General features: G+C 52.8%; 18 protein-coding genes and 1 pseudogene. 9 read left to right on the top strand and 10 right to left on the bottom strand.

All coding sequences use genetic code 11. From position 1 onward, the window contains the following. Window positions 1–107: 107 nt before the first annotated feature. The 3 genes and pseudogenes from arsJ to AC2FNV_RS20035 all read right to left on the bottom strand — a co-directional run. Complete coding sequence (gene arsJ / locus AC2FNV_RS20025; protein WP_170604994.1) at window positions 108–1,364, bottom strand: organoarsenical effux MFS transporter ArsJ; 1,257 nt, start codon at window positions 1,362–1,364, stop codon at window positions 108–110. Next, on the bottom strand, window positions 1,361–2,359 hold the full coding sequence (locus tag AC2FNV_RS20030; protein WP_496774226.1) for an ArsJ-associated glyceraldehyde-3-phosphate dehydrogenase: 999 nt from the start codon (window positions 2,357–2,359) through the stop codon (window positions 1,361–1,363). The genes arsJ and AC2FNV_RS20030 overlap by 4 nt, the downstream gene beginning before the upstream one ends. A 53-nt stretch (window positions 2,360–2,412) precedes the next feature. Beyond that, a pseudogene (locus AC2FNV_RS20035) lies at window positions 2,413–2,508 on the bottom strand (ArsR family transcriptional regulator); the annotation flags it as partial. A 273-nt stretch (window positions 2,509–2,781) separates the two neighbouring features. Between AC2FNV_RS20035 and AC2FNV_RS20040 the strand changes: the two are divergent. Then, a complete protein-coding gene (locus AC2FNV_RS20040; RefSeq protein WP_170604998.1) occupies window positions 2,782–4,707 on the top strand; it encodes a caspase family protein in 1,926 nt (641 codons plus the stop codon). A 152-nt stretch (window positions 4,708–4,859) separates the two neighbouring features. On the opposite strand, the gene AC2FNV_RS20045 is transcribed toward AC2FNV_RS20040, so the two are convergent. Together AC2FNV_RS20045 and AC2FNV_RS20050 are read right to left on the bottom strand one after the other, a co-directional pair. Continuing rightward, window positions 4,860–5,357, bottom strand: a complete 498-nt coding sequence (locus AC2FNV_RS20045) for a hypothetical protein (protein WP_170473115.1) — start codon at window positions 5,355–5,357, stop codon at window positions 4,860–4,862. Beyond that, a complete protein-coding gene (locus tag AC2FNV_RS20050; protein WP_170610478.1) occupies window positions 5,354–5,971 on the bottom strand; it encodes a helix-turn-helix transcriptional regulator in 618 nt (205 codons plus the stop codon). The genes AC2FNV_RS20045 and AC2FNV_RS20050 overlap by 4 nt, the downstream gene beginning before the upstream one ends. 750 nt (window positions 5,972–6,721) lie before the next feature. Here AC2FNV_RS20050 and AC2FNV_RS20055 point away from each other — a divergent pair. From AC2FNV_RS20055 to AC2FNV_RS20075, 5 genes are all read left to right on the top strand, one after another. Next, window positions 6,722–9,154 (top strand): beta strand repeat-containing protein, encoded by a 2,433-nt coding sequence (locus tag AC2FNV_RS20055; RefSeq protein WP_170605000.1) that lies wholly within the window; start codon window positions 6,722–6,724, stop codon window positions 9,152–9,154. Between the two features lie 125 nt (window positions 9,155–9,279). Then, on the top strand, window positions 9,280–11,241 hold the full coding sequence (locus tag AC2FNV_RS20060) for a type I secretion protein (protein ID WP_496774229.1): 1,962 nt from the start codon (window positions 9,280–9,282) through the stop codon (window positions 11,239–11,241). Window positions 11,242–11,278: 37 nt separating this feature from the next. Next, window positions 11,279–13,588 carry a type I secretion system permease/ATPase gene (locus tag AC2FNV_RS20065; RefSeq protein ID WP_170605004.1) on the top strand — a complete coding sequence of 770 codons (2,310 nt, stop codon included), beginning with the start codon at window positions 11,279–11,281 and terminating at the stop codon, window positions 13,586–13,588. A 3-nt stretch (window positions 13,589–13,591) separates the two neighbouring features. Continuing rightward, a complete protein-coding gene (locus tag AC2FNV_RS20070; RefSeq protein WP_170473100.1) occupies window positions 13,592–14,932 on the top strand; it encodes an HlyD family type I secretion periplasmic adaptor subunit in 1,341 nt (446 codons plus the stop codon). An 84-nt stretch (window positions 14,933–15,016) separates the two neighbouring features. Next, window positions 15,017–15,397, top strand: a complete 381-nt coding sequence (locus AC2FNV_RS20075; protein ID WP_170605008.1) for a rhodanese-like domain-containing protein — start codon at window positions 15,017–15,019, stop codon at window positions 15,395–15,397. On the opposite strand, the gene AC2FNV_RS20080 is transcribed toward AC2FNV_RS20075, so the two are convergent. Then, on the bottom strand, window positions 15,398–16,198 hold the full coding sequence (locus AC2FNV_RS20080; RefSeq protein ID WP_254444585.1) for an alpha/beta fold hydrolase: 801 nt from the start codon (window positions 16,196–16,198) through the stop codon (window positions 15,398–15,400). It lies immediately after the preceding gene. 46 nt (window positions 16,199–16,244) lie between these two features. Here AC2FNV_RS20080 and AC2FNV_RS20085 point away from each other — a divergent pair, with 46 nt between their 5' ends. After that, window positions 16,245–16,619, top strand: a complete 375-nt coding sequence (locus AC2FNV_RS20085) for a hypothetical protein (protein ID WP_170473094.1) — start codon at window positions 16,245–16,247, stop codon at window positions 16,617–16,619. Between the two features lie 72 nt (window positions 16,620–16,691). Here the strand turns inward: AC2FNV_RS20085 and glyA are convergent, their stop codons facing one another. Continuing rightward, on the bottom strand, window positions 16,692–17,987 hold the full coding sequence (gene glyA, locus AC2FNV_RS20090; RefSeq protein WP_170605010.1) for a serine hydroxymethyltransferase: 1,296 nt from the start codon (window positions 17,985–17,987) through the stop codon (window positions 16,692–16,694). A 166-nt stretch (window positions 17,988–18,153) separates the two neighbouring features. Between glyA and AC2FNV_RS20095 the strand changes: the two genes are divergently transcribed. Then, window positions 18,154–18,915 carry an NAD kinase gene (locus AC2FNV_RS20095; protein WP_170473088.1) on the top strand — a complete coding sequence of 254 codons (762 nt, stop codon included), beginning with the start codon at window positions 18,154–18,156 and terminating at the stop codon, window positions 18,913–18,915. 269 nt (window positions 18,916–19,184) lie between these two features. On the opposite strand, the gene AC2FNV_RS20100 is transcribed toward AC2FNV_RS20095, so the two are convergent. The 3 genes from AC2FNV_RS20100 to AC2FNV_RS20110 form a co-directional block, all read right to left on the bottom strand. After that, window positions 19,185–20,624 carry an amidase family protein gene (locus tag AC2FNV_RS20100; RefSeq protein WP_170605012.1) on the bottom strand — a complete coding sequence of 480 codons (1,440 nt, stop codon included), beginning with the start codon at window positions 20,622–20,624 and terminating at the stop codon, window positions 19,185–19,187. A 95-nt stretch (window positions 20,625–20,719) separates the two neighbouring features. Beyond that, window positions 20,720–22,609 carry a propionate-CoA ligase PrpE gene (prpE, locus tag AC2FNV_RS20105; protein WP_496774233.1) on the bottom strand — a complete coding sequence of 630 codons (1,890 nt, stop codon included), beginning with the start codon at window positions 22,607–22,609 and terminating at the stop codon, window positions 20,720–20,722. Between the two features lie 286 nt (window positions 22,610–22,895). Next, window positions 22,896–25,169, bottom strand: a complete 2,274-nt coding sequence (locus AC2FNV_RS20110; protein ID WP_170605015.1) for an NADP-dependent malic enzyme — start codon at window positions 25,167–25,169, stop codon at window positions 22,896–22,898. Between the two features lie 181 nt (window positions 25,170–25,350). On the opposite strand from AC2FNV_RS20110, the gene AC2FNV_RS20115 reads away from it, so the two are divergent. Then, on the top strand, window positions 25,351–26,049 hold the full coding sequence (locus AC2FNV_RS20115; RefSeq protein WP_170605017.1) for a hypothetical protein: 699 nt from the start codon (window positions 25,351–25,353) through the stop codon (window positions 26,047–26,049). Window positions 26,050–26,060: the final 11 nt, after the last annotated feature.

Below are 26,060 nucleotides of genomic sequence, written 5' to 3' on the forward strand. Positions count from 1 at the left end.
GTTGCCAGTGTTTTGCCGCTTACAAAAGTGAATAGATTTGGGTAGTGGTGTTTTAAGCAGATTGCTTGCACCAACAGCAAATTTGGGAAGCAAAGCAATTAGGGCGATCATTCTTCGCGTAGAAATCCCGTTACGATTGCCGCTGCTGTGACCATCGCAGTCGCGGTACCCAGCATTAACGGCAAACCACCCAATTGGTAAGTCAGCCCAGAAAGCACTGTTCCAAGCAATCGTCCCCCGGCATTGGCCATGTAGTAGAAGCCGACATCCATTGTCACGCGCTCAGCTTGAGTAAAAGCTAGGATAAGATAGGAATGCAGCGCTGAATTGATGGCGAAAATTGCTCCGAACACAAATAACCCTGAGATTAGGATTATCGTTAGCCAGAGTTGTGGTTCTTCCGAAACCAAAGCAGCAGCGGTAAGGGCCGCAGGTACCACGGTAAGCAACCAAGCCCATTTCCGAGCAGCCTTGATAAGATCACTTTCGGGTCGCTTCGCCGCGCGCAACAAGCGAGGAGCAGAGGCTTGAACAAACCCGTAAAGGATGACCCATACAGCCATAAAAGTGCCGATTATGAAAAAAGCAGCTCTGTTTCCGGCTTCACTTCCATCTGACAGAACGGCAAAAAAATATATTGGAATTCCCACAACAAACCAGACGTCTCGTGCGCCAAACAGAAAAACTCGCGCCACAGAGAGCCAGTTGATGTTGGCCGATTTGGAGAAAACCTCGGAGAATTTCGCTCCTTTCCGGCCTTTGGGTAATCCTGGCGGCATTGCGATTAGGACGGCAACAAGGATTACAGCCAGGATCGCGGCCATACCCAACACAGCTGACGAAAAACCAAATGTTGCCAACAAAGCCGCGCCCAAAAGAAAACCGAACCCCTTTACCGCATTCTTTGATCCTGTAAGCAAAGCCACCCAGCGGAACAGGCCGTTGCCCTCGGACGGAGCGAGCAGTTTGACCGCAGATTTTGAGGACATTTTTGCAAGGTCTTTTGCGATCCCGCTCGCCCCTTGCACTATCATTACATAGACCACGGACAATCCGATCGCCCAATTCGTATCAAGTTGAGCGAGCGCTATAAGCGCCAGAATTTGAATACCAAGGCCTGCATACAGGGTAGGTGTAAGTCCAAACCGCGCCGCAATCCAACCGGCGCATAAGTTTGTCACCATTCCTGCGACTTCGTACAGCACGAACAGATAGGCCAATTGAACCGGCGCGAAGCCGAGGGTATGGAAATGCAGCAGCACGAGCATTCGCAATGCGCCATCAGTGAGCATGAATGCCCAATAAGCCGCTGTAACGGCAACATAGGCCGACAACCCCTCGGGCCGCACAGAGGCATTTGTCACGCCGAGCCTCCGACCATAAGTGCCACATCTACCAAGCGTTGGGCATAGCCCATTTCGTTGTCATACCAGGCGTAGATTTTAACTTGGGTGCCGTTGACCACCATCGTCGACAATGCATCCACGATACTGGAACGTTGATCGTTGGTGTAATCGGTTGAAACAAGCGGGCGCTCTTCGTAGCCCAGAATGCCCTTTAGTTCGCTTTGCGATGCGGCTTTGAAAAGCGAGTTGACTTCTTCGACCGTTGTTTCACGCTCAACTTCGAATATGCAGTCCGTGAGCGAGGCATTGAGCAAGGGCACGCGAACGGCATGACCGTTCAATCGTCCTTTGAGTTCAGGGTAGATCAAGGTGATTGCTGTTGCGCTTCCGGTTGTTGTCGGGATCAGCGAGTTCAGGGCCGAACGTGCGCGACGCAGGTCTTTGGCCGGTCGGTCCACTATGGTTTGAGTATTCGTAACATCATGAATTGTTGTCATCGAGCCATGTTTTATGCCTAGATTTTCGTGAATGACTTTCACCACCGGCGCCAGGCAATTTGTAGTACAACTAGCGGCGGTCACAATTCGGTGGCGGTCAGCTTCGAATATTTTGTGGTTTACGCCGTAAACAATATTGGCTGCATCGCCATCCTTAACCGGAGCCGAAACAACCACTTTCTTTACTCCTGCCTCAAAGTACGGTTCGATTTTGGCTTCGGTTTTGAAAACACCTGTGCAGTCAATCACGACGTCGACCTCACCTAAAGGCAAGTCAGCGATATCTGTAACCCCCACGAAAGGCAGGCGCGTGCCATCGATTGTTATGGCGTCGGCATCATGCAAAAACTCAGCGTCCCAACGACCGTGCACTGTATCGAATTCCAGCAGATGAGCGTGCATTTGCGGGTCTCCGACTGCGTCGTTGATCCAGGCGATTTTTGCGCCTCGCTCAAGCAGGGGTTTCAGGGCCAGTTTTCCGATCCGTCCAAGACCGTTCAATGCATAGGTAGTCACGCAGAAGCTCCCTCATTCGTCTTTGCTACGTCGTCAACAGCCCTCTGCAGTGCGACGCGATCCGGGCGTCGCCTGCAGAGCAGTCGAAACAGAGCCAATCTTTGTGGATGGTCCAGAGTGGCGAGTCGATCAGTGTTTATTATTTCCATAATTCCGGAAATATTGAATTAAATACGAAAGTGCAAAGGAAAAGTCTGCCATGTACTATTTATCACTTGGTATTTCCTGCCCACTGGTCCTGTAGTGCCGAAATTCTACCCTTCATTTAGGCGGGCGAGACCGAAAATATGCCGAACTATGAATTCAACGCATCTGATATTTGAAAAAACTGGGCGGGTTTCACTGATTGCCTTCGACACTTCAGTAAAACGTTCAATTTATGCTATATATGGCATTTATTGTGTAATGATTGGTCGCCTTGCATGTTTTTTGATTTCAGCCGTTTGGTCAAGGTTCTGGGTCTTTCTTTCTTTTGTCTTGCGGCAACGGATACTTTTGCCAGCGAAAAACGAATGGCACTCGTCATTGGAAATTCGGATTATTCTCATGTTTCGGTATTGCCCAACGCGACCAACGACGCGAATGACTTGGCCGACGCTTTAACGCGCATAGGATTCGATGTCACAAATGCAGCCAATCTAAGTTATCGGGAAATGCGTTTGGCAATCCGCGATTTTGCCAATGTTGCATCTGATGCGAACGTGGTGTTGGTGTATTTCGCGGGTCACGGCATAGAAATTGACAATACCAACTACCTAATTCCGGTGAACGCAGCACTTCAAAGCGATCGCGACATAGAGTTCGAGGCGATCCGACTGGATGCGATCGTGAACGCGGTTTCCGTGGCAAATGGGTTAAAAGTGGTTTTAGTCGATGCCTGTCGAAATAATCCGTTTTTGACGAACATGGCGCGGACTTCTGCGACCCGATCCATAGGTCGCGGTCTTGGGCGGGTCGATCCGGGCGGTGTTCTGGTAGGCTATGCGGCGCGTGCGGGAACGCTTGCGTTGGATGGAGATGGCCGGAACAGCCCATACGCCCAAGCCTTGCTGACTCACATAGAAGAACCGGGCCTCGAAATAGGACGGTTGTTTCGCAAAGTCCGAGCCTCGGTTCTTGAATTAACCGGCGGATACCAAGAGCCTTTCACGTATGGTTCATTGCCCGACAGGGAAATCTATTTGGTTCCAGCGGCATTAACAGCCCAGCCTAAAGAAACAGCGGTCTCGGTGCCAACGGAAGTTGACAGCCCGTTGGTCCTGGCATGTGATCGGCTTGCGTCAGATCCTGATGACACGACTAAGCCAGTGCAATACACGGGTGTAAGCGATGATGAGATTGATCTAAACGCAGCATTGCCTGCCTGCACAATCGCCGTTGCTGGCCACCCAAATCATGCGCGCAGTTTGTACAACCTCGCACGGGCAGAAAAGCTTTCGGATGAGATTAATGCCAGTCTGGTCCATTACAGAAAAGCATCGGATCTTGGCCATGCTTTGGCTAAAACAAAGCTTGGTGAACTCCTCCTCCAAAGTGGGAAAGACTCGCTCGTTTCGGAAGGCATTGAGTTGTTTAATGCTGAGGCGCAAGGGGGTAATTCGGTATTTGCCAAAATACTTGGTGACCATTTCAGCGGCACCACGGGTTCTTCTCGACAGAACCTTGAAAAGGCATTGCTTTATTACAAAATCGCCGCCAACGCTGGTGATCCTGATGCGATGTTTCAGGTCGGTCATCGACTGTATTCAAACTCTCAATCTACCAAAGATCAAAAGGCGCAGGGTTTGGAGTTTCTGGAGCGTTCCGCTCAGGCAGGGTACGTCCCCGCCCAAATCCGATTGGCTACTGAGTATCTTGCTGAAAATAGGTCTGAACTTCGGGCTCCAGCGCTTCAACTTTTGGAAGCCGCGGCGACTTCGGGCGACACATATGCACAACGCCGTCTAGTGGAAATATATTATGGGAAAGACGGGTTTGAAAAGGACACCCAACGCTATGCTTTCTGGGTTTTGGCGCTCGCGGATAGCGGCGAAAAAGGTTTCAATGTCGAAGCGGGGTGGAATTACGAGGTTGGCCGAGGCGTCGATAGAAATGCGGAACTTGCAGCAAAGTATTATTATGCCGCGCTCAGCACAGGAGAAGAGCTTCCACTTGAACGCGCCACCAGAGATTGGGACAGCAACACAGCAAAGGAAATGCAAAAACTGCTGAGCTTCTATTGGGAAGCGCGTTATGCCGGGCCGATAGACGGTGTGATTGGAAGAGATACTTTGAAAGCCATGCAGCGGGCATGCGGCTGCAGTCCACAGTCGCGATCGGTAGTCTTTTCAAATCTGTTTGCGCAATAAATGCAGTCACGACTAAAATTTAGCCGCCCTATCAAGCGGACAGATGCGTCGTTCAAACCTTAGCGTGGATGAATATCGATTTCGCGTGCTTGCTCTGCGTCGGGAACCACGACTGACACCTTTATCAAGTCTAAAGTAACTACTGAAGTTTCTTAGACTGGGAAGTCGAGCCGTCTGATCAGATTCCATATGTCCCGGTTGGCTGCTGACAGCCTATCGACCACTTCCTCGATTTCTTTCATGGCCTGATCATCTACAGTGTCCTCGCGACCCATTTTAATGTCTGTCTTACGATCAGAGATGCGCATCAGAATTGTCTTGGGGTTTCCGCTTTCCGGATCAAACGAATAGATACAGTGGTTGAATTTGTTGCGTATTGACGAAAGGCGCAGCAGGCGTTGGGTGTGCTCTAAAATCGGGTCTCTAACTTCCGGCGCGCGACCGTCCATTTTTGCAAGACGCTCGACCAGATCGATGCGCGCCCGTGTTGTATTGAGGGTCAGGAAAATGATTACCGCCACGTCTTTGCTGGTATCGCTTAACCCCGCGATCAGATGTATCAGCAGGCTTTCAGTGTTGGTCCACATGTAGTTGAGACGCCCGACCAGAAGGATCAAGCGGTCGAACCTGGTTTCAAACTGTTCGGTCAATACGTATGGCGCACGTCCTTGGGTGCGACCTCAAAATAGAAATGTGCAGCGGCTGTTCGGTTGCTGACCCCGATTTTTCCCGACATATTGTGCATATGTAATTTGACAGTGTGTTCGGTAATACCAAGGCTCGCAGCGATAGTTTTGTTGCTTTTCCCTTGGGCTACAAGACGCAAAACTTCCTTCTCGCGCTTCGTTAACTTGGCATACAACGGCATTTTCCCAGACTGCCCGGACGGGGTCGCTGTTTCTTGATGTGCATCCTGAACAACACCAGCGCGTGCCAAGGGCACGCAATCGGCCACGAAACTAGGCAGATGTAGTTCTTCGTGCATAAGAAGCCGCAGGATTGCGCGCCATGCATCCGGAGCTACGTTCATTGGAAGATACCCAATATCTCCATACTTGGCCCGGTCCCAATGTTCGAAAAGAAATCGGGCCGAGCTTTCCTTGCGATAAGCAAAGGCCAGACAACCGACATCCGCAGCTTTAACATAATCGAATGGGCGGGTCAGAAGGTCGTCAAGCAACATCTGATCGACTACAACTATGTGCCCTGCAGGATTTGCGCTTACTGCGCTATCAAGAAAGTGGTTCAGGTTATCATAACGCATCGCCTGAACACCAAATTCGTTATGCACACTTCTTAGTGTTTGGTTTGAAAAAAAAAGTTCTTTTCCAATGAAGATTATTGATAATTCATTTGGATAATTTGTTTCTTCTTGGACATCGCCATTCAATGAGAAGCTCACTGACCTACCCTCACCCACACCTACGCCACCAGTCAAAACGTGATTTAAATTAGTGCTAAATTTGGCAGCGCAATACGATAACAGACTATTTCAAAACTACACCGAAGATAGCTTAAAGTTCATATTTCAGCAACAGACCGTTACTGGTTTAATGGCGCGGTCTAGAACTTTCGATCAGGTTTAAAGACGCTACTTTTCGTTAAAATATTGAAAAGTGGGTGTAAAAAAATCTACTGCCTATTTTTCCACTGAACATCCTAAAAGAGCGCTCAATCGGGCGGCTCCAAAAAAACTCGTTTCTTCTCATGTCTTTGCCGGAACTAATGCTTTCGGGCAGCTATTCTTCTCAGTCCGCCACTGCGACCATGATCCTGCTTTAATAGTCAAAGCAACCTTGATTTAGGCGTGCCACGTCCAGCGCAATTTCGCGAATCTCTGGTGGTTACGTTGTCGGCTTGGCCGAGAAAGGGGGTGTAGGACTGAACAAAACATAACCGCATCGCGCAGGCGGTTGTTTTGCCGTTTGTCGTGAAAAATTCCTGTTTAATCGCACTGATCACCGCTTTGTAGATGAATGGCGGTTGGGTGCTTCAGTATAAGTGGATACTTGTAATGGTAGAACGTAGAATAGCTCCGATTGCTCCCGGTGATGATGGTCCTATTGATGATCTGGACCCTGTTGTAGACGAACCACAATCCGAAGAATTGGTTCTTGATGTCGAAGATTTAAACGCCCAGCAGCAGCAACAGCAGCAAGGCGACGACAGCAACACCAATGGTGGCGACGACAGCAACACCAATGGTGGCGACGACAGTAACACCAACGGTGGTAACGACAGCAACACCAACGGTGGTAACGACAGCAACACCAACGGTGGCGATGATAGCAACTCGCAAAGACAAACTAATGGTGGCAGCGACGACAACACCAACACAAACACGGCCACAGTTGACATCGACTTTGGTGGCGGTGAGTGGATTCCACGCGATGACGACAACGTCGACGTAGATATCACGGATATCGAAGGCGATGTCGGAGATGTCATCACTGCCGGTAATAATCTGGATTACGATCCCGGCGATGACCTGAACCTGGACATTTCGTTGGATGGCGAAGGTAATGACTTCTCGGCGATCAACCACCAGATGGCGAGCCTGGAAGACAACGACACGCTGGAAAACGCATCTGTAACTAATGAAGGTGAATTCTCGCAAAGTGGCGACGCCATGGGTGGCGAAGCGACTGCCGAGGATGGCATCGACGTAAGCTCGGATGGTGGCGATTCTGGAGAAGGCGGCGAAGCCATCGGCGGCAATGCCGACGGCGACACAAGTGGAAGCGCCTCGTTTGCGTTGGGTGGCCACTCCGGTAATGCCGACGCAGCTGCAACGGGTGGCAATGGCGCTTCGTCCGGTAGTGCCAGCAATGGCAGCCTCGGTCTTGGCTTATCCGGTGCGAGCGCTGACGGCGACAGCACTGGTGGAGACGGTGGAGACGCCGACAATGACTCTGGTGCGGTCAACCTTGGTGTAGCGGGTGCAAGCGCTGAGTCGACCGGTGGTGAAGGCGGGAACGCTGGATCAATCGGGTTGGGTCTCGGAGTGGGCTTGTCAGGTTCGAGTGCCGACGGTGACGCAGACGGTGGTGACAATACTTCCGGAGCGCTTGCTGCTGGTCTGGGGCTGGCTGGAAATGATTCCTCGAATGGGGACTCCGACGGTGGCGACGGTAGTGCGGATACCAGCGGCGATGCGGACAACACTAGCGAAGGCACCAACGAAGCAAATGAGTCTTCTAGCGGTGGGAACATCGGCCTAGGTCTTGCAGGTGCAGGCGCGCTAGGTGCGACTGACGGATCCGGTGGCGACGGTAGCGGCGGCCAAGGCGACGGCGGCCAAGGCGATGGCGGTGACGGTTCCGGTGGTTCCGGCGACGGCGGCCAAAGCGACGCCGGTGACGGATCTGGTGGTGACGGCACGGGTGGAAACACCGGCGTGATTGAAGAAGAAACCGTTCCGTTCTTTGCGGTTTCCCCGCTGGTGGTAGAAGAGCCCGATGAAGAAGAGGAAGAAGAGGACGAAGAGGAAGCAGCGGCCGCAGGAATCTCCACAGGTGATGCGAATGGCGTCGGTGGACAAGGCGATGGTGGCGATGGATTCGGCGGCGCTGGCGACGGTGGCGACGGACCTGGCGGTGCCGGCGATGGCGGCGATGGATCCGGTGGTTCTGGTGATGGCGGCGAAGGCAGCGGCACTGCTGAGGCAGACGCCGACGCAAGCGGTGTTGGCGACCAAACTGCCGAAGGCCCAGAAATCGATCAGAGCCCTGGCGATATCGATGGATCATCGACCAATACGCAGACTCCAGACGGATCTGGTGGTGCCGGTGGAACCAGCACGACCAATGGTTCAGCTGACGCCAGCGGTGATGGCGAAGCAACTGCTGAAGGTGCAGGTGGTGCAGGTGGAACTGCCAATCCGACATCTGAGTCAGATGCAAACGGTGAAGGCGCCGTGGATGCGACTAATGAAGCCGGAAACGGCGGCGGCGCAGACTCATGGGCCGATGCTGCCAATGACGGTTACGCCGAAAGTCTGGCCGAGGCGATTGCCGGATATGGTGGAGACGCCACGTCCGACAACGATGCCACCTCAACAGCCGCTGGCAGTGCAACAGGCACCGCGTATTCAGGTGCAGGCGGAGCAGGTGCAGCCGGAACGGCAACCGGCGGAACCAGCGGCGCAGTTACCGGCTCGTCGACCGGTGGTGAAACCAACGGTTCGATGAACACCGGTGGTGAAGCGTCTGGTGCCTACTCCGGTGCTGGCGGTGCTGGTGGTGACGGCGGTACCTGGGGTTCGGACAACGGTGGCGACGGCATCGTCAACGGCGAGTCCTACGCCTCGGCAGCAGCCGTGGTAGATACGTCTGCCTTCAACCAGTCGATCGTCATGGGCGCCAACGTGCTTGGCAACACGGTCGACACGACCATGGTCGGTGGTTCTATGACTTCGACTTATACGAGCGACGACACCGACGTTTAATATGAGTTTTCGGGGGCCGTATATCGGCCCCCGTTGTAACGAAATTGCCGTGGCCACACGGTGTGGCCACGGCCGATAAGCCAAACCGGAAATTTGTATCGGTGAGGTAGTTAAGGATCATTGACATGTCTTTCGACAGTGTTACCGAAAAGATCGCACACTTTATTGGAACCTTTGACCTTACAATTGAGCAAGCCCGACTAAGGGATCAATATGAAGAGTTCACGGCGTTGCGGCGCAAGTTTGAACTGGAAGAATTGGAAGATCCCACAATCATCACAATTAGGGCCGAACTGAGCCCGGAAGAGGGTGCTTACAAACCCCTTCCTTACAAGTTTTTCACACCCCCTAGTGACCCAACGCCGTCTACATACTCTGGCGCTCCATTTGAGGAAACCGTGATCAATGTAGGCCAGCCCTTTGTGGCGGGGCCGCTATTTTCTGAAAATTTGCCGATCGGCTCTACGGAAGTTAAATTCAATGTGGTCCCCGTGCAGCCCGAAATCGAGGCCGAACAACCGATAGGTTCGGCAGTCACCTATACTTTCCAAAGCCTAGTGCTAAGCGACAACGATACGATCGGCGAGGGTGATTTCCGCGATGCCGATGAATTGATTGCTGAGGCCGAAGAAGCGACGCAGGTGGCGACATCGTTGCACGCTGTGTCCGCGCCGTCTTATTCGATTGCCGATTACCTTTCGATAGACTACGTCAAAGCCTTGGCGCAGGAAATGCTGTCGCCTTCAATTTCGAACCTCGAAGGAGTGACGGTACACCAATTCCACGGTGCAGACGCTTTGGGCATCATAGTCAACGGTGAGTATGTTGATGAAGCCCCGGAATGGGACGAACTTCTGCCTTCATTCCACAAGAAAGAGCAAGTTGACGAAGAAACCTCGCCCGATCCGTTTCCTGCGGAGTGGGATCGTGATGACGAAGACGAGTTCAATGATGGACACTCGGTCGTCACTGGCGGAAATCTGGCCATCAATGAGGTATCGGCGACAGTGGCGTGGATCGACGCGCCGTATATTGCCGTTGGCGGCCAGTCGGTTAGTTTGACCATGATTAGTCAGGTGGCTGTTGTCTCTGACATGGATGTTGGAGCACCCGCAAACAAATCCGGCACCAATGTTGTCCAAACTTCGCATATCAGCGTTGAAGAAAACCCGGCCTACTGGTTAGATGACAGCGCGGAAAACGAAGGTCAGCCAGAGTGGATCACGATTGACTGGATTAACGGCGACCTAATCGTATCGAATTTCGTTAAACAAGAAACTGACGCGACTGACATTGACCATATCGGGACGGAAATCTCGGCGTCGACCGCCCTTTATGCGTTGGGCGACAATGAGATGGTTAATGTAAGTAACATCATACAATTGGGGTCCTACTACGACTTGGTAATGGTCGGCGGAGATATGATCTCAATCGACATACTGATGCAGACGCTGGTCCTGATGGACGACGATGTGGTTTCTGGCGGTATGGCGGGTGTCGAGGATGGCGCCGATGAGAACCTGCTGATGAATATGGCTTCGGTCAACACGACTGGCCGGGATGTTCATGAAGAACTTAACGACGACCTGAGCGCCGCGATGGATTTGACCGAGTCAGACATTGATGCACTACATGATGCATTGTTGAATGACCCAACCTTTGCCGGGATGGAGCAGCTGCGCGTTCTTAACATCGAGGGTAATCTGTTACAGGTTAACGTCTTCGAACAGGTGACCGTGCTTGCAGATCAGGACGATGTGCACTTGCATGGTCCAAATGCACACGCAACAGAAGTCGTTGCAGGTAGCAATGCGATGCTCAACGCAGCAAATATTGTCAAATCTGGTGTTGACTCGACTGTGATGGCCGCCGAGGGTGAATACTCAGACTTGCTATTACATCAGGCAAGCCTGATTGACGTTCCGTCGCACGAAGAGGTCGAGGAAATCGCGAACGAAGCGATTGCGCTGATCATGGACGAAATGAATGTCCCGGGCGATGAAACTGGGATCGGGCCGAAAGGAAATGATCTTACGCCGGGTGAAATGGCCGAAACTACTGATGGCCTTCAGACCTTGCTGGCTTGACTTTTCTGTAAGTTACGAGTGACTAAAAGGTTTATTCATGTCGATCGTTTTTTCGTCGCGTCGCACCCGTTACGCCAGCCCATTGGACCGGCACGGAGGTGGTGCGCCTTTGACCCTGAAACCCAGTGACCGGGTCTTGGGGTCAAAACCGGTTGATCCGGCAGGCTTTGTCTCTCAGCTCCTCCTGACCAAGGACATGCGTGTGGCAGACGTCCAAGCCGGTTCTGCAGTTGCTGGCCCGACAGGGTCTCAGACACCAACTAATGGGCCGCCGCAAGTCGGGCCTGACGAGTCCGACGCCAGCGTCTCAAATCTGAAATTTGTCAATCAACCGGAAGAACAGGCACAGAAAGAGCCTGAGAATTCGCGCGCCGATACTCCCCATCGTCGTGCACAGTCGCAGCCTGAGAAACAGAAAGACCCTGTGGGTTGCGACAATGGGGTGGCCGATTCCAAAAGCCCCGATCGTGAAAAAGCGCGACCCGATAATGCGCGCATGACCCCCTCTGCGCCAACGGGTGACAAAGAGCGCATAGGCACGACGATTGAAGCTAAGGCAAATGAGCCGCTCGTCCGCTCCACTTCAACTGGCGGAGGAGACGGCAAAGGGCCACCCCAAACCTTTCACAAAAGAACCCCGCCCGAAGACTTTCAGAAAACGCTTCGAACATCGCTGAGAGCGATCTGGCGCAATTTGTCTTTCGTGCTTTTGTTAACTTGCGCGACAAACGTTCTTATTCTTGCTATACCAATCTACTTGTTTCAAATCAGCGATCGCGTTCTGACCAGCCGTTCGATTGACACGTTGATAATGCTTACAGCTATTGTTGCCGGGGCTGTGATATTTCAATCGGCTTTCGACGCAGTCAGGCGATTCATGCTGATGCGAACCGCTGTCGAAGTGGCCGCAAGGCTTGGTGCACCGGTTCTAAGTGCGGCGGCACACGCCTCGTTACATGGTAACGGGCGAGAATATCAAACCTTAGGAGATTTACAGCAAGTGCGTGGATTTCTGGTTTCTGGGACGCTGATCTCATTTCTCGATGTACCCTTCGCACCGCTTTTCATATTGATGATTTTCTTGGTTCATCCGCAACTGGGTATGATCGTGGTCGTGACCGCGCTGCTGTTGATGACGATTGCGCTGATCAACCAGAAAATGACGGCCAAACCCTTTGCAAAGGCCAATCAGGCACAGTCTCTGGCCAACCAGCACCTGGACTCGATGGCGCGAAACAGCCAGATCATCAATGCTCTTGCAATGATCCCAGAGGCAGTGCGCATTTGGGGTCGCGATACAGCCCAGTCATTAACGTGGCAGGTGCGAGCGCAGGACCGAAACGTGATATTTGCTGCGATATCGCGCGCGGTTCGCCTGTTGACCCAAATCGGAATTCTAGGCTGGGGCGCTTTCCTTGCGTTACAGGGCGAAATCACCGGAGGTATGGTTATCGCTGCATCGATAATCGCTGGTCGTGCTTTTGCGCCGATCGAAGGTTCAATCGAAGGTTGGAATACTTTCCTGCTTACCCGCGGTTCGTTTGGGCGGATCAAGGCGCTCTTGTCAAATTCTGCTTTGCAGTTTGAGAAACTCCGTCTGCCACGTCCAGAAGGACGCGTGGATGTGGAGCGCCTGCTGTACGTGCCTGGTGGCACCAAGCGCGTTGTCCTAAATGGAATCTCTTTCTCGCTGAACCCGGGTGAAACGCTGGCCATCATTGGCAATTCGGGCGCTGGTAAAACCACGCTTGGTAAAACACTTGTCGGGTCGATCCTGCCGACATCGGGCAGCGTCCGACTGGACCTGATGGATATTCGCAACTGGGATCCGCGACAGTTTGGCGAAAGCATTGGCTACCTTCCGCAGGACGTACAGCTTTTCCCCGGAACAATAAAGGATAACATTGGCCGCATGCGCGCGGATGCGACAGACGAACAGATCCACGACGCCGCAGTGCTGGCCGACGTGCACAATATGATTGCGACCCTCCCGCAGGGCTATGAGACAGTTGTTGCGGCAGACGGTTCACCCCTGTCCGGTGGACAGAAACAGCGTATTGCACTCGCGCGCGCATTTTTTGGAAATCCGCGCATGGTTGTATTGGACGAGCCGAATTCTAATCTGGATGTGGCGGGGGATAAAGCACTGGCGCGGGCAATAGGACAAGCCAAGGAAAGCAAGATCACCGTTGTGGTAATCACGCAGAAACCCACACTTTTGAACGTTGTGGATAAAATCATGCTTCTGACAGATGGGCGCGTCGCTTTGTTCGGTCAGCGCGAGCAAGTGCTGGAACAACTTAACGGATCACGTCCAAAACCCGAGTTGCAGGGTAAGGGGGCATAATCGATGAGCGATTTGGTTAAAGTCGAAGAGCCAGCCTATTGGTATTCCGAAGTTCCGCGTTCGATTAACAAACAGATCGTGCTTGGATTGATAATGCTGGTGGTTTGCTTTGGCGGGTTCGGTATTTGGTCTTTTCGGGCGCCTCTTGCAGCAGCTGTAATCGCACAAGGCAGTTTCGTTGCAACGGGACGAAACAAAATCGTTCAGCACCTGGAAGGTGGCATTATCGAAGATATTCTTGTGTCCGAAGGCGAGGCAGTCGAAGCGGGGCAAATCCTGATGACCCTTGACCAAACTTCTGCCGAGGCAAACGAACGTGAATTGTTCATTCGCAAAATCCGACTTCAGGCAATGACCGAAAGGCTATTGGCCGAGCACAGTGAAAGAGAACGCTTAGTCTTTTCCGCCAACCTGATTGAAGCTTCCGATGATGTGGAAGTGATGACCATCCTCGACAGTCAAAAGCTGAGCTTTGATGTTTCGCGCAAGACACTCATGAATGACATTGCATTGCTTGAACGTAATATGGAGGCATTGCGCATCCGGGCTACGGGGTTTGAGGCCCAATTGAGCAGTCTTCAGCGCCGCTCTGATATCCTGAAGGAAGAGTATGATACGAAAGCGTCATTGTTCGAAAAAGGATTGGTGCGCAAGGGTGATCTGAACACGATTCGACGTGTCCAAGCCGAGGCCGAAGGGCAACTGGCCAGGCTTAACGCCGAAACAGCAGAAGTTAACCAGATGCTGCTGAAATACGAAGAGCAAATATTGAGAACCCGATCAGCATATCGTGAAGCGGCTTTGGACGAACTCGGCGTGATCGAAGCAGACCTTGAAAGCGTTCGGGAAAAAGCAAGGCAGGCACGCAGCATACTGGACCGCGCGGTCGTACGGGCCCCGGTTACGGGAACCGTCGTGCGGCTCCATCACCATACCCCTGGCGGCGTCATTGAAACCGGTGAACCAATTGCCGAAATTCTACCCGCCGATGCGCCACTGATCATCGAGGCCCAGATACCGCGAACCGAGATCGACAGCGTGGCAACCGGCCAGATAGCTTCGGTGCGCCTTGTGGCCCTGAACCAAAGGACGACGCCTGTTTTGTACGGCGAGGTCTTCTATGTCTCGGCTGACTCGTTGCTTGAAGACGCGGCAGGCATCCCGCAAGAAGTTTACCTTGCACGGATTTCACTGACCCCTGACGAAATGGGTCGAGTAAATGGTTTCGTGCCCACTCCGGGTATGCCAGCCGAAATTATGATCCAAACCGAAGAGCGGACATTCGCGGCCTACATTGCCAAACCGGTGACAGATAGTATGTCCCGGGCATTTCGGGAGCATTAAAGTTATGGCTTGCGCGCTGCGCTGGCTACTTCTTCTGAAAATTGCATGCTAGCATCCAGTGGAATTTGCACAGGAGACTTGTACATGCCATTGACGGTCAAAGCCATGATGGAGGCCGCAAATGCCGTGGTCGAGAGAATCGACGCACAGCGCGCCAAAGACTTGATTGAGCAGGGGGCTTTGCTGCTCGACATCAGAGATGCGCCTGAGTTGGAACGGACTGGTCGCGCCGCAGGATCGCATCATATTTCGCGAGGCATGCTGGAATTTCGCGCCGACCCGGATATACCTTCGCACGATCCGGAATTACAGCTGGATCGACCGATTGTGCTGCACTGCGCGTCAGGTGGCCGCGCGGCCTTGGCGGGCAAGCTGCTAAAGGACATGGGTTACGAACAAGTCTATAACCTGGGCGGGTTCTCAGATTGGGTAAACGGCGGCGGCGCGGTTGCAGACCAAAAATAGTCAGGCGTTCAAAAAGGTTCTGACGGCGGCCTCGAACTCACGGGGCCTGTCGGCATGAAGCCAGTGACCCGCGCCGGGTATTTTCGCAAAACGGGCTTTTGGAAATAATGCCCGTATTCCAGAGCGATACTCTGGTAGCATATAATCGGATGCCGCGCCGGTTAAGAATAGAGCGGATCCGCCCCATGAGCTGTCTGTTTTGGGAAAGCTCATGATTTTTGACATTTCGGCACCTAGAACATCCAGATTCAATCGCCAGCGTTTCTGTTCGAGGTCCAGCGACTGCGTAAAAAAACTCTGTAGGGATTTTTCAACCCCAAGTTCTGCCAGTTGCGTTTCAGCGTCTGAACGGCGGGTGATACCCGCCAAATCGATGGCGCGCATCGCCTCGATAAACTGAATCTGGCTGTGGGAATACGTGACCGGCGCGATGTCGGCAACAACCAGTTTGCGAACCAAAGCGCCGTGTTCCAGTGCCAAAACCATCGATGCCTTGCCACCCATGGAGTGTCCAAGCACGTCTGCACGCCCACCAACCGAGTCTATAACTTCGGCTAAATCTTGCGCCAAACTGGGATAGTCATGATGTTCATCCCAAAAACTGTAGGCATGATTGCGCATATCCACCGCCACAACTTGTCTTTCATCTGAAAGCCTGCGGGCGATAACGCCCCAGTTTCGCGCTGAACCATAAAGGCCATGGGCAATCAGCAGCGGTGGTTGGTCTGATGGGGCACCGTGGAGGATCGTGTTAAGCATAAAGTCGTGATACCCGCCACTGCGGGGAACAACCACCCCCATTGTCGCTGGTTTCGGGCGGCGTTACATTACTGCGCAGGAGGAACCGATGTCGCACGAAGCAAACATTCAGTCTCAGATCGCTGAAACGGTTCTGTTGCTGCAAAAAAAACTAGGTTTGCGCGACAAGACTTTGTCTGAGTCTGTAAAGCGCGCCAAGCGGCGGTTGCCGCGTCGGGTTTACAAACAGGCGTTAGTTTTGGCGAATGCTGAAAAATTGGCCGAACACCCAAGGTTGAGGTTGATCCTTGACACACCCGCGCTTGAAAAAGCGTCGGAGGAGGTTCAGGAGCATCTGAATGCGATCAATTTGGCTGATCGCCGCTGGGGTTGGTTTCTTAGCTACTTAGGTTCTGTTGCTTTGGGTTTCTTAGTACTGTCAGTTGCAGTTTTGGTGGTTCTCAACTGGCGTGGGTTTATTTAACCGTTTCGGTATTGCCGTGAGACCCAAAAAAACGGCGCCAACTTAAGGCGCCGTTTCCCTGTAAAGCCTTACTTACAGGTTGGGATAGATCGGGAAGCGCGCGCAAAGTTCAGTAACTTCTGCTTTGACTTTTGATTCGATCTCACCATTTCCATCCTCGCCATTGGCAGCCAAACCATCGACCACCTCGATGATCCAGTCCGCTATTTGGCGGAACTCAGTTTCGCCAAAACCACGCGTCGTTCCTGCGGGTGAGCCCAAACGGATGCCACTGGTAATAGTCGGTTTTTCCGGATCAAATGGCACACCGTTTTTGTTACAGGTGATATGTGCCCGACCCAAAGCGTTCTCGGTGGCGTTGCCTTTGACACCTTTGGGGCGCAGGTCGACTAACACAACATGTGTGTCGGTACCGTGAGTGACAGTATCCAAACCGCCCTTGATTAGTTGATCCGAAAGCGCCTGTGCGTTCACTACAACCTGCCTGATATAGTCTTTGAAAGCTGGCTGAAGGGCCTCGCCAAAGGCAACGGCTTTACCTGCAATCACGTGCATAAGCGGGCCGCCTTGAATACCGGGAAAGATCGCGGAATTCACTTTCTTAGCGATTTCTTCGTCATTGGTCAGGATCATGCCGCCACGCGGACCACGCAGTGTCTTGTGCGTTGTTGTTGTAGCCACGTGGGCGTGAGGAAACGGCGAGGGGTGTTCGCCCGCCGCCACCAGACCAGCGAAATGCGCCATGTCTACATGCAGATAGGCGCCGACCATATCGGCGATTTCGCGCATGCGGGCAAAGTCGATTTGGCGTGGAATCGCAGATCCTCCTGCGATGATCAACTTCGGCTGGTGCTCCTTCGCCAACGCTTCTACCTGGTCATAGTCCAACATGTTGTCTTGCTTGCGTACACCGTATTGCACGGCATTGAACCATTTGCCGGATTGGTTCGGGCGGGCACCATGGGTTAAGTGGCCGCCAGCATCCAGACTCATTCCTAAGATAGTGTCGCCAGGTTTGATCAAAGCCTGAAAAACACCTTGGTTCGCCTGTGAACCAGAGTTCGGCTGAACGTTTGCGAATTGACATCCAAACAACTGCTTGGCGCGGTCTATTGCCAGGTTTTCAGCAATGTCGACGAATTGGCATCCGCCGTAATACCGGCGTCCAGGATACCCTTCGGCATATTTGTTGGTCATGACCGAACCCTGCGCCTCCATCACAGCTGCAGAGACGATGTTTTCGCTGGCGATCAGCTCGATCTCGTCGCGCTGACGGCCCAACTCGGATTTGATCGAACCGAACAGCTCTGGGTCGCGGTCGGCGAGGGACTGGGTGAAAAAACCGGTGTCACGAAGATTGGCGTTCATGGAGGCTCCAAATGGCTGGGGGAAACTTGCGGATTTCCTATCGGAAACACTCCTCGTGCAAAAGACATAAAGCGACGATTCAGCCCGCTGCGGCGTCAAGTCTGGTCTATCTTGGAAAGGTATGTTTGTTTCGGAACCAAATGTGCAATACCGGAAACCGGATCAGATGACTAAAAGAATCGCCTTTCTCGCCAGCGACGTCGATGTTGCCCAGTCCGCTAGGGAAGCTTTGGTGGCTCGTTATGGCAATGTGTCCCCCCGCGACGCAGACGTCGTGGTCGCGCTGGGCGGCGACGGATTTATGTTACGGACCCTCCACAGCACCCAGCACTTGGACAAGCCGGTCTATGGCATGAATCGCGGGACCATCGGATTTCTGATGAACGAATATGGCGAAACCGATCTTTTGTCCCGGCTGTCTGAAGCTGAGGAAGAAGTCATCAATCCGCTTTTTATGAAGGCTATGGACCAGTCCGGCGCAATGCATGAGGCGCTGGCAATAAACGAGGTGTCCCTATTGCGTGCGGGCCCCCAGGCGGCGCGTCTAAAGATTAGTGTAGATGGCCGTGAGCGTTTGGAAGAACTTGTTTGTGACGGGGCTCTATTGTCCACGCCAGCCGGCTCGACAGCTTACAACTACTCAGCCCATGGACCGATCCTTCCTATCGGAGCGGACGTTTTGGCTCTTACAGCAATTGCTGCGTTTCGGCCAAGGCGATGGCGTGGGGCGTTATTACCGAAGACCGCTCAGGTTCGGTTTGATGTAATCGAAGCGGACAAACGGCCTGTTATGGCCGATGCAGATTCTATCTCAATCTCCGACATCGACTGGGTCGAGATTCGATCAGAACCGAAAGTGCAGCACCGAATATTATTCGATCCCGGTCACGGCTTAGAAGAGCGCTTGATTTCCGAACAGTTCACCTGAACCAGACCGTGTGAAGGTATTTCCAGCGGCTTGTGTGAACCAGTTCACAGGAAAGCTATTAACCCTCTGGTAATCTGATTCTGCTCGGAGAACACGCTAGGATGGAAGTGAGTGGCCATCCAACGGTGTTTTCGAATGATAGCGCAGTTTTCGCGCTGGCGTGGGTAGGTGGTGCTACGCTCGTCATCAGTATTCCGGGCATATTTTAGCACGAGGACCCCGGGCATATTGACCCGGGGTCTATTTTTTGTGGCACACAAGCCTTGCTTTCAGACAGAGGTTTCCAGTTTGTCCCAAAGGACGGGGGCCATTGGGCCGACCCGTGCTTCGATTGCGGCGGCAGCGTCCACAGCCAGATCTTCGCGCCAGCGTCTGGCGGCGATTTGCACGTTGATCGGTTGCGGTCCGTTGGGCAAATCAGCCAGGCGGGCTGGTACGCAAGCCGCTGGAAGACCCAAAAAGTTCATTGCATAGGAATAAACCGCACATCCAAGAACTTCATGCACGCCTTCAGCACCTTCGGTATCCCGGTTAGGTTTGAAAAACGGCTGGGGCAAAAAAGGTGACAGGACCAAATGGTAATCCTGTAAAAACAGCGACCATTCTCGGGCGTAGTATGTCCGTTTGGCCAGCATTCTTACCAACTCAGTTTCAACGATCGGCGGGAATTCCTGAAAGTAGACGCCAAAGATGTCTTTGATTGTCTGAGAACCCGCAGCTGTAATATCGCCCTGCAGAAGAGTCATAACTTCGCCCATAAGCGCCCGATATCCGGCGCGACCACATTCGAAGACGTCAGGTGGGTCTACTTCTTTGATATCGTATCCGGCGTCAGTCAGTGCTTCGCGAGCGGTATCGAGAGCCTTTTCAACTTCTGGGTGCAATGCATAACCAAAAGTGTTCTTTGTAAAGGCGACTTTGATCGTGCCTTCGGAATCTGAACCGCGCCATGGCATTGGCACGTGAAACGGGTCTCTGGGGTCTGTTTCGATTAAGCTGGGCATTGCCAGATGGAGATCAGCAGCCGAGCGAGTAATCAGCCCTTGCACTGACATAGACTGGGCAAGAAGACCGCGTTCAGCGGTTTGGCTGGGGTTCCACGCTGGGACACGGCCGAGGCCCGGTTTTACCGTCACCGCACCATTGGCTGCCGCAGGAAAACGCAGGCTGCCGCCAATATCGTTGCCGTGCGCCAAGGCACCAATTCCGGCCATGACCGCTGCTCCCGCGCCGCCCGACGATCCTCCGGGAGAGATATGCCGACCCCACGGGTTATGCGTCCGACCGTAAAGTTGGTTGTCCGTATCGGCACGGAACGAAAACTCTGGTGTGTTCGTTCTGCCGATCACAACCGCTCCGGCGTTTTGCAAGTTGGTCACAACTGGCGCATCATCCGGCGCAATTAAATTCTTAAGCGCAACGACGCCATTTGTCGTTGCGTGGCCTTTCTGATCTACATTCACCTTGATGGTGACGGGCACCCCATGCAACGGTCCCGGCGCGATACCTTTCGAACGGGCTTGGTCAAGGCTTCTGGCACGCTCCAGCGCTTCGGCGCTTAGATCCTCAACTACCGCGTTCAGATCAGGGTTCGCCTGATGCATTCTCTCGATAGCGCTTCGAACAGAATCTTCGGCGCTCACGTCCCCGGATCGCGTCAGCGCGATCAGGTCGGTGGCGTTCAGCCGCCAGAGTTCAGAGTTAATCATATGCCCTCACTGTCTTGGATTGACAGTAAAAGGCCCACGGTAGGTTGCAAGAAAAACAGATCATATAGGCGGCAGTTGGACCGCCCGAGAAAGATTTACTTTGCGTAGCCGATAGCTTTCAACGCGGACGTGATCTCGTCCAATATGACAGGATCGTCTATTGTAGCGGGCATCTTGTATTCTTTGCCATCTGCTATCGACACCATTGTACCACGCAAAATCTTGCCCGAGCGTGTCTTGGGCAACCGATCAACTACAACCGCTTTTTTAAAGGCAGCAACCGGGCCAATCTTTTCGCGAACCATGTTAACGACATCCTGCACAACGTCGTCGTGATTTCGATCCGAGCCTGCATTCAAGCACAAAAAGCCAACTGGCATCTGTCCTTTCAGTTGATCGGATACGCCTATCACCGCGCACTCCGCCACATCCGGGTGGGCGGCCAAAACCTCTTCCATGCCGCCAGTCGACAATCTGTGACCAGCCACGTTGATGACATCGTCAGTGCGCGCCATGATATAGAGGTATCCATCCTCGTCGATCATACCCGCATCACCCGTTTCGTAGTAGCCGGGAAAATGTTCCAGGTATGATTTTCTGAACCGTGCTTCGGCATTCCAAAGAGTGGGCAGTGTTCCCGGTGGCAAGGGTAGTTTTACTGCAATTGCACCCAGTTCTCCAGGTTTTACAGGATGACCACCTTCGTCAAGAATCTGAACGTCATAGCCGGGCATCGGTTTGGCTGGGGAACCAAGTTTTGTCGGCAGTTCCTCGATTCCCAAAGGGTTACCGGCAATCGTCCACCCGGTTTCGGTTTGCCACCAATGGTCGATCACTGGCACTTTCAATGCATTTTGCGCCCAGATGATTGTGTCGGGGTCCGCCCGTTCGCCCGCCAGAAACAGCGCACCCAAACTCGACAGATCATACTGAGCCATCAATTCGGCCTTTGGGTCCTCGCGTTTGACAGCTCGGATCGCGGTCGGCGCGGTAAAGAAACTCTTGACCTTATGTTCCGAAATCACCCGCCAGAAAGTGCCGGCATCTGGCGTGCCGACTGGCTTTCCCTCGAATACGATGGTCGTGTTCCCATGTATGAGAGGCGCATAGCAAATATAGGAATGCCCCACGACCCAGCCCACGTCAGAGGCAGCCCAGAATACGTCTCCGGGGTCGACATTGTATATGTTTTTCATCGACCAGTTCAGCGCCACAAGGTGCCCAGCGGTGGGACGAACGACGCCCTTGGGTGAACCGGTCGTACCAGAGGTATAGAGGATATAAGCGGGATCATTTCCATCGACTGGCACACATTCGGCAGGTTCAACGCCATATTGAAACCCGTGCCAATTGAAATCGCGGCCCTCGATCAGATTCGCAACCTCTTGTTCGCGCTGGAAGATTACGCAAAAATCAGGTTTGTGGGTGGCCAAGTCAATTGCGCCGTCCAACAAAGGTTTGTAGTGAACGACACGGCCAGGCTCCATCCCGCAGGACGCCGCAATTATCGCCTTGGGTTTAGCATCGTCTATTCGCACGGCCAGTTCGTTGCTGGCAAAGCCACCGAAAACAACTGAGTGTATCGCTCCAAGGCGCGCGCAGGCCAACATAGCTTCCAGCGCTTCAGGGATCATCGGCATGTAGATGATGACCCGATCGCCTTTTTCGATGCCCTTGGCCCGCAAAGCACCGGCTAGTGTTGCTACGCGATTACGCAGTTCCACATAAGAAATCTCTCGTTTTGCGTGCGCAATCGGGCTGTCGTAAATAATGGCTGTTTGTTCGCCACGGCCATTTTCGACATGTCGGTCTACTGCGTTCCAGCAGGTATTGACCTGAGCATCGCTGAACCACTCATACAGAGGCGCATTGTCGTCAAACAGGGCTTTGCTTGGCGTACGCACCCAGTCGATGCCTTTCGCGGCCTCCATCCAGAATGCCTCGGGATCGGATTTCCAGCCGTCGTAAACATCCTGATACGCCATGTTGATCTCCTCCGTGAATCCTCTTGCAATGTGTTAGGCACCGTCGTTTCAGTGAACAAGCCGCTCAAATGACGGCGCGTCAGTTTATCGCGATTGATTTGCAGATTTTGTAGACTTCTTCTGCAAATTTTTGCAAATCCTTTGGGTAAATCGGTGATTTTGATACCAGAATGGCGTGTTTGCAAATGTGCAAACTTCAGCCGACCCACACCGATAGCGCCAACAGAATCAACCTTATTCCCCGATAGACACCAAAAGGCGCGTGCGTAACTTTCCCTCGTCCCACCTAGCCATAATGGGCCACCGGGGTCCCGGCAATCGCGGCCATGTTCAGCAATCCTCGTGCTGTGATTGAAGGTGTTACGATATGTGCCTTGTTGCCCATCCCCATTAGGATCGGGCCGACTTCAAGACCATCAGCCTTCATTTTCAGGATATTTCGCACGCCGCTGGCTGCATCAGCATGCGCGAAAATCAGAACGTTTGCGGCCCCTTCCAAACGAGAATTGGGAAAGATGCGGTCCCGCAATTCAGGATCCAAAGCCAAATCAAGGTTCATTTCACCTTCGTAAACAAAGTCGCGCGGTGCGGCATCTAGAATTTTTATTGCTTCCCGAAGACGCTTGCCCGAGCCTTCAGTCTGGTTTCCGAATTGCGATTGCGAGCAGAACGCGATCTTGGGTTTGATGCCAAATCGACGGACGTGTCTGGCGGCACCGATTGTGATTTCGGCTAGTTCTTCTGGGCTTGGCAGCTGTCGCACATGTGTGTCGGCAATGAACAAGGGGCCATCCTCAAGGATCATTAACGAAAGTGCGCCGTGTGGATACAGGTTTGCATTACCCAGCACTTGTTCGACGTAGTTCAGATGCCAGCGGTATTCTCCGAAAGTTCCACAGATCAAACTGTCAGCTTCGCCGCGATGAACCATGATTGCCCCAATGGCCGTGTTGTTCGTTCGCAGGATCGCTTTTGCCAAGTCAGGAGTCACGCCCCGACGCTGCATAATTTGGTGATAGGAACTCCAATAGTCGTAGTATCGCGGGTCGTCATGAGGGTTTACGATTTGAAAGTCCTGACCTGGCCGCACCGTTAACCCAAGTCGTTCGCAACGCGCATCTATCACGTCCGGTCGCCCAATGAGGATTGGTGTTTCTGTAGTTTCCTCCAAAATGGCTTGAGCAGCACGCAGAACCCGTTCGTCTTCACCTTCGGCAAATACGATCCGGCGCGACGCAACAGCTGCTGCTTCAAATACCGGACGCATTAGAAAGGCAGACTTGAACACACTTTGGTTCAATCGCTCCTTATAGGCTTCGATATCTTCAATAGGGCGTTTTGCGACACCGCTGTCCATCGCGGCTTGGGCAACCGATGAAGAAACCACCCCCACCAGACGCGGATCAAACGGTTTTGGGATCAGGTAATCTGGGCCAAATGTCAGTTGCTCTCCTTTGTAGGCCGCCGCCGCCTCGGCGCTGGTTGTCGCGCGTGCCATTTCTGCAATTCCGTCGACGCAAGCAATTTGCATTGCGTCGTTGATTTCGGTTGCGCCTACATCCAAAGCTCCGCGGAAAATGAAAGGAAAACAAAGAACGTTGTTGACTTGATTGGGAAAATCGCTTCGGCCCGTGGCGATTATGGCATCAGGCGCAACTTCCCGAGCAGTCTTTGGCAGGATTTCCGGCGTTGGGTTTGCCAAGGCAAAAATGATGGGCTGGTTTGCCATCTTCTTAACCATGTCGGGCTTCAGAACATTCGGACCACTCAGACCAAGGAAAAGGTCTGCACTGCCAATCACATCGTCCAAAGAGCGTAAATCCGAATCCTGGGCAAATTGATCCTTGTGCGGGTTCATGTCTTCGGTCCGGCCATTGTAGACCAATCCGTGAATGTCACACAGCCAGATATTCTCTCGCTTGACGCCGAGTTTTACCAACATGTTCAGGCAGGCAATACCCGCAGCACCTCCGCCGGTTGAAACGACCTTAATGTCCTCGAACGCCTTGCCTGCAACGTGCAAAGCGTTTTTGGCTGCGGCCCCGACCACAATGGCGGTGCCGTGTTGATCGTCGTGAAAGACAGGAATGTTCATTCTTTCCCGACAAAGTTTTTCAACTATAAAGCAATCCGGCGCTTTTATGTCTTCGAGATTGATGGCTCCGAATGTCGGTTCCAACGCGCATACGATATCGGCTAATTTCTCAGGGTCGTGCTGGTCCACTTCGATGTCGAAACAGTCGATTCCGGCGAACTTTTTGAACAGGACCGCTTTGCCCTCCATTACAGGTTTTGATGCCAATGCACCGATGTCGCCCAGACCCAGAACCGCAGTCCCGTTCGACACCACAGCGACAAGGTTACCGCGAGCCGTGTATTTTTCCGCATTTGTTGCGTCAGCCTTGATTTCCAAACTGGCCTCAGCGACACCGGGCGAGTATGCACGGGCCAGATCACGGCCGTTGGCCATTGGTTTCGTGGCCTTGATCTCAAGCTTACCGGGTTTTGGAAAAGCATGATATTCAAGCGCGGCCTGCCGCAGGCTGGGTGTTTCAGACATCGGCGATTCAGCTCCCTAAGAAATTTGATTTAAGGCTAAATTATTTGTGTTGGCTTGGCTACGCTCGGTCGTTTTGCAACACTTTTGTAACGCTTGATTTCTGCTGGTTGAAAAATGTCGTCAAATTCTTACATTTCGCCAACTTCGAATAAATAACATCGTCGAGCACCGAAATACCTCTATGAGCTATAAAGACGAATTTACAGTCAAGCCGGCGATTTCGGCTGGTCCAATGCCATTTGTTCCCGCTCGAATCGTGGCTTTTGCAGTATTGTTGTTTGTAATTGTTTTTTTGGCGGCCATTAGCATTTGGCCACATCAGGCTTCGACCTTGAATCAGGAAGGCGGATTGATCGAGACCGCCTCGGCGGCTGCACTTTTAGCGGCTGGGTTTGCGGCGCTTTGGAGATATCCCGGATTGGGCCGTCTTTACATAGGGCTGGTTTGCCTTCTGTTGGCTGAACGCGAATTGGAAGCGGACATTTACGCTCATGACAGTCTGGCTTTCTGGGCACTTAATGGATTGGACAATCTACTTGATTTAACCATTATCCGTCTGGCGTTAGCCGTGATCGTGATCGGCGGTCTGTTCTGGCACGGGTTGCCGAACGCATGGCGTGCATTCAAGCAAAAAGCGCCTTTTCTGATTATCTTTGTATTGGCGGGCTCAGCGGCGGTCGTCGCACAGCTTATCGAAGAAATGTCAGGTATGTTGAGCGCGGGCCTGTCAGAAACCATGCTTGTTCGCCTTTTTGTTCTGGAAGAAACGCTTGAGATGTTCTTTTCAATTGGCATTTTGGCTGCCGTTCTGATCGGATGGCCAAAAACCGAAATTGACGAGACATCATATGACATCGCGCCAGAACCACAGTCAGACTAAAGCGGAAATAC

The sequence above is a fragment of the Ruegeria sp. BHSA163 genome (assembly GCF_059613365.1).

Excerpts from the sequence above, each read along its gene's own strand:
- AC2FNV_RS20060 (WP_496774229.1), top strand. The coding sequence starts at position 9,280 with ATGTCTTTCGACAGTGTTACCGAAAAGATCGCACACTTTATTGGAACC.
- AC2FNV_RS20110 (WP_170605015.1), bottom strand. The coding sequence starts at position 25,169 with ATGTCTGAAACACCCAGCCTGCGGCAGGCCGCGCTTGAATATCATGCT.
- AC2FNV_RS20065 (WP_170605004.1), top strand. The coding sequence starts at position 11,279 with ATGTCGATCGTTTTTTCGTCGCGTCGCACCCGTTACGCCAGCCCATTG.
- AC2FNV_RS20055 (WP_170605000.1), top strand. The coding sequence starts at position 6,722 with ATGGTAGAACGTAGAATAGCTCCGATTGCTCCCGGTGATGATGGTCCT.
- AC2FNV_RS20075 (WP_170605008.1), top strand. The coding sequence starts at position 15,017 with ATGCCATTGACGGTCAAAGCCATGATGGAGGCCGCAAATGCCGTGGTC.
- AC2FNV_RS20100 (WP_170605012.1), bottom strand. The coding sequence starts at position 20,624 with ATGATTAACTCTGAACTCTGGCGGCTGAACGCCACCGACCTGATCGCG.
- glyA (WP_170605010.1), bottom strand. The coding sequence starts at position 17,987 with ATGAACGCCAATCTTCGTGACACCGGTTTTTTCACCCAGTCCCTCGCC.
- AC2FNV_RS20080 (WP_254444585.1), bottom strand. The coding sequence starts at position 16,198 with ATGGGGGTGGTTGTTCCCCGCAGTGGCGGGTATCACGACTTTATGCTT.
- AC2FNV_RS20070 (WP_170473100.1), top strand. The coding sequence starts at position 13,592 with ATGAGCGATTTGGTTAAAGTCGAAGAGCCAGCCTATTGGTATTCCGAA.
- prpE (WP_496774233.1), bottom strand. The coding sequence starts at position 22,609 with ATGGCGTATCAGGATGTTTACGACGGCTGGAAATCCGATCCCGAGGCA.
- AC2FNV_RS20115 (WP_170605017.1), top strand. The coding sequence starts at position 25,351 with ATGAGCTATAAAGACGAATTTACAGTCAAGCCGGCGATTTCGGCTGGT.
- AC2FNV_RS20085 (WP_170473094.1), top strand. The coding sequence starts at position 16,245 with ATGTCGCACGAAGCAAACATTCAGTCTCAGATCGCTGAAACGGTTCTG.
- AC2FNV_RS20095 (WP_170473088.1), top strand. The coding sequence starts at position 18,154 with ATGACTAAAAGAATCGCCTTTCTCGCCAGCGACGTCGATGTTGCCCAG.
- AC2FNV_RS20050 (WP_170610478.1), bottom strand. The coding sequence starts at position 5,971 with ATGCGTTATGATAACCTGAACCACTTTCTTGATAGCGCAGTAAGCGCA.
- AC2FNV_RS20040 (WP_170604998.1), top strand. The coding sequence starts at position 2,782 with ATGTTTTTTGATTTCAGCCGTTTGGTCAAGGTTCTGGGTCTTTCTTTC.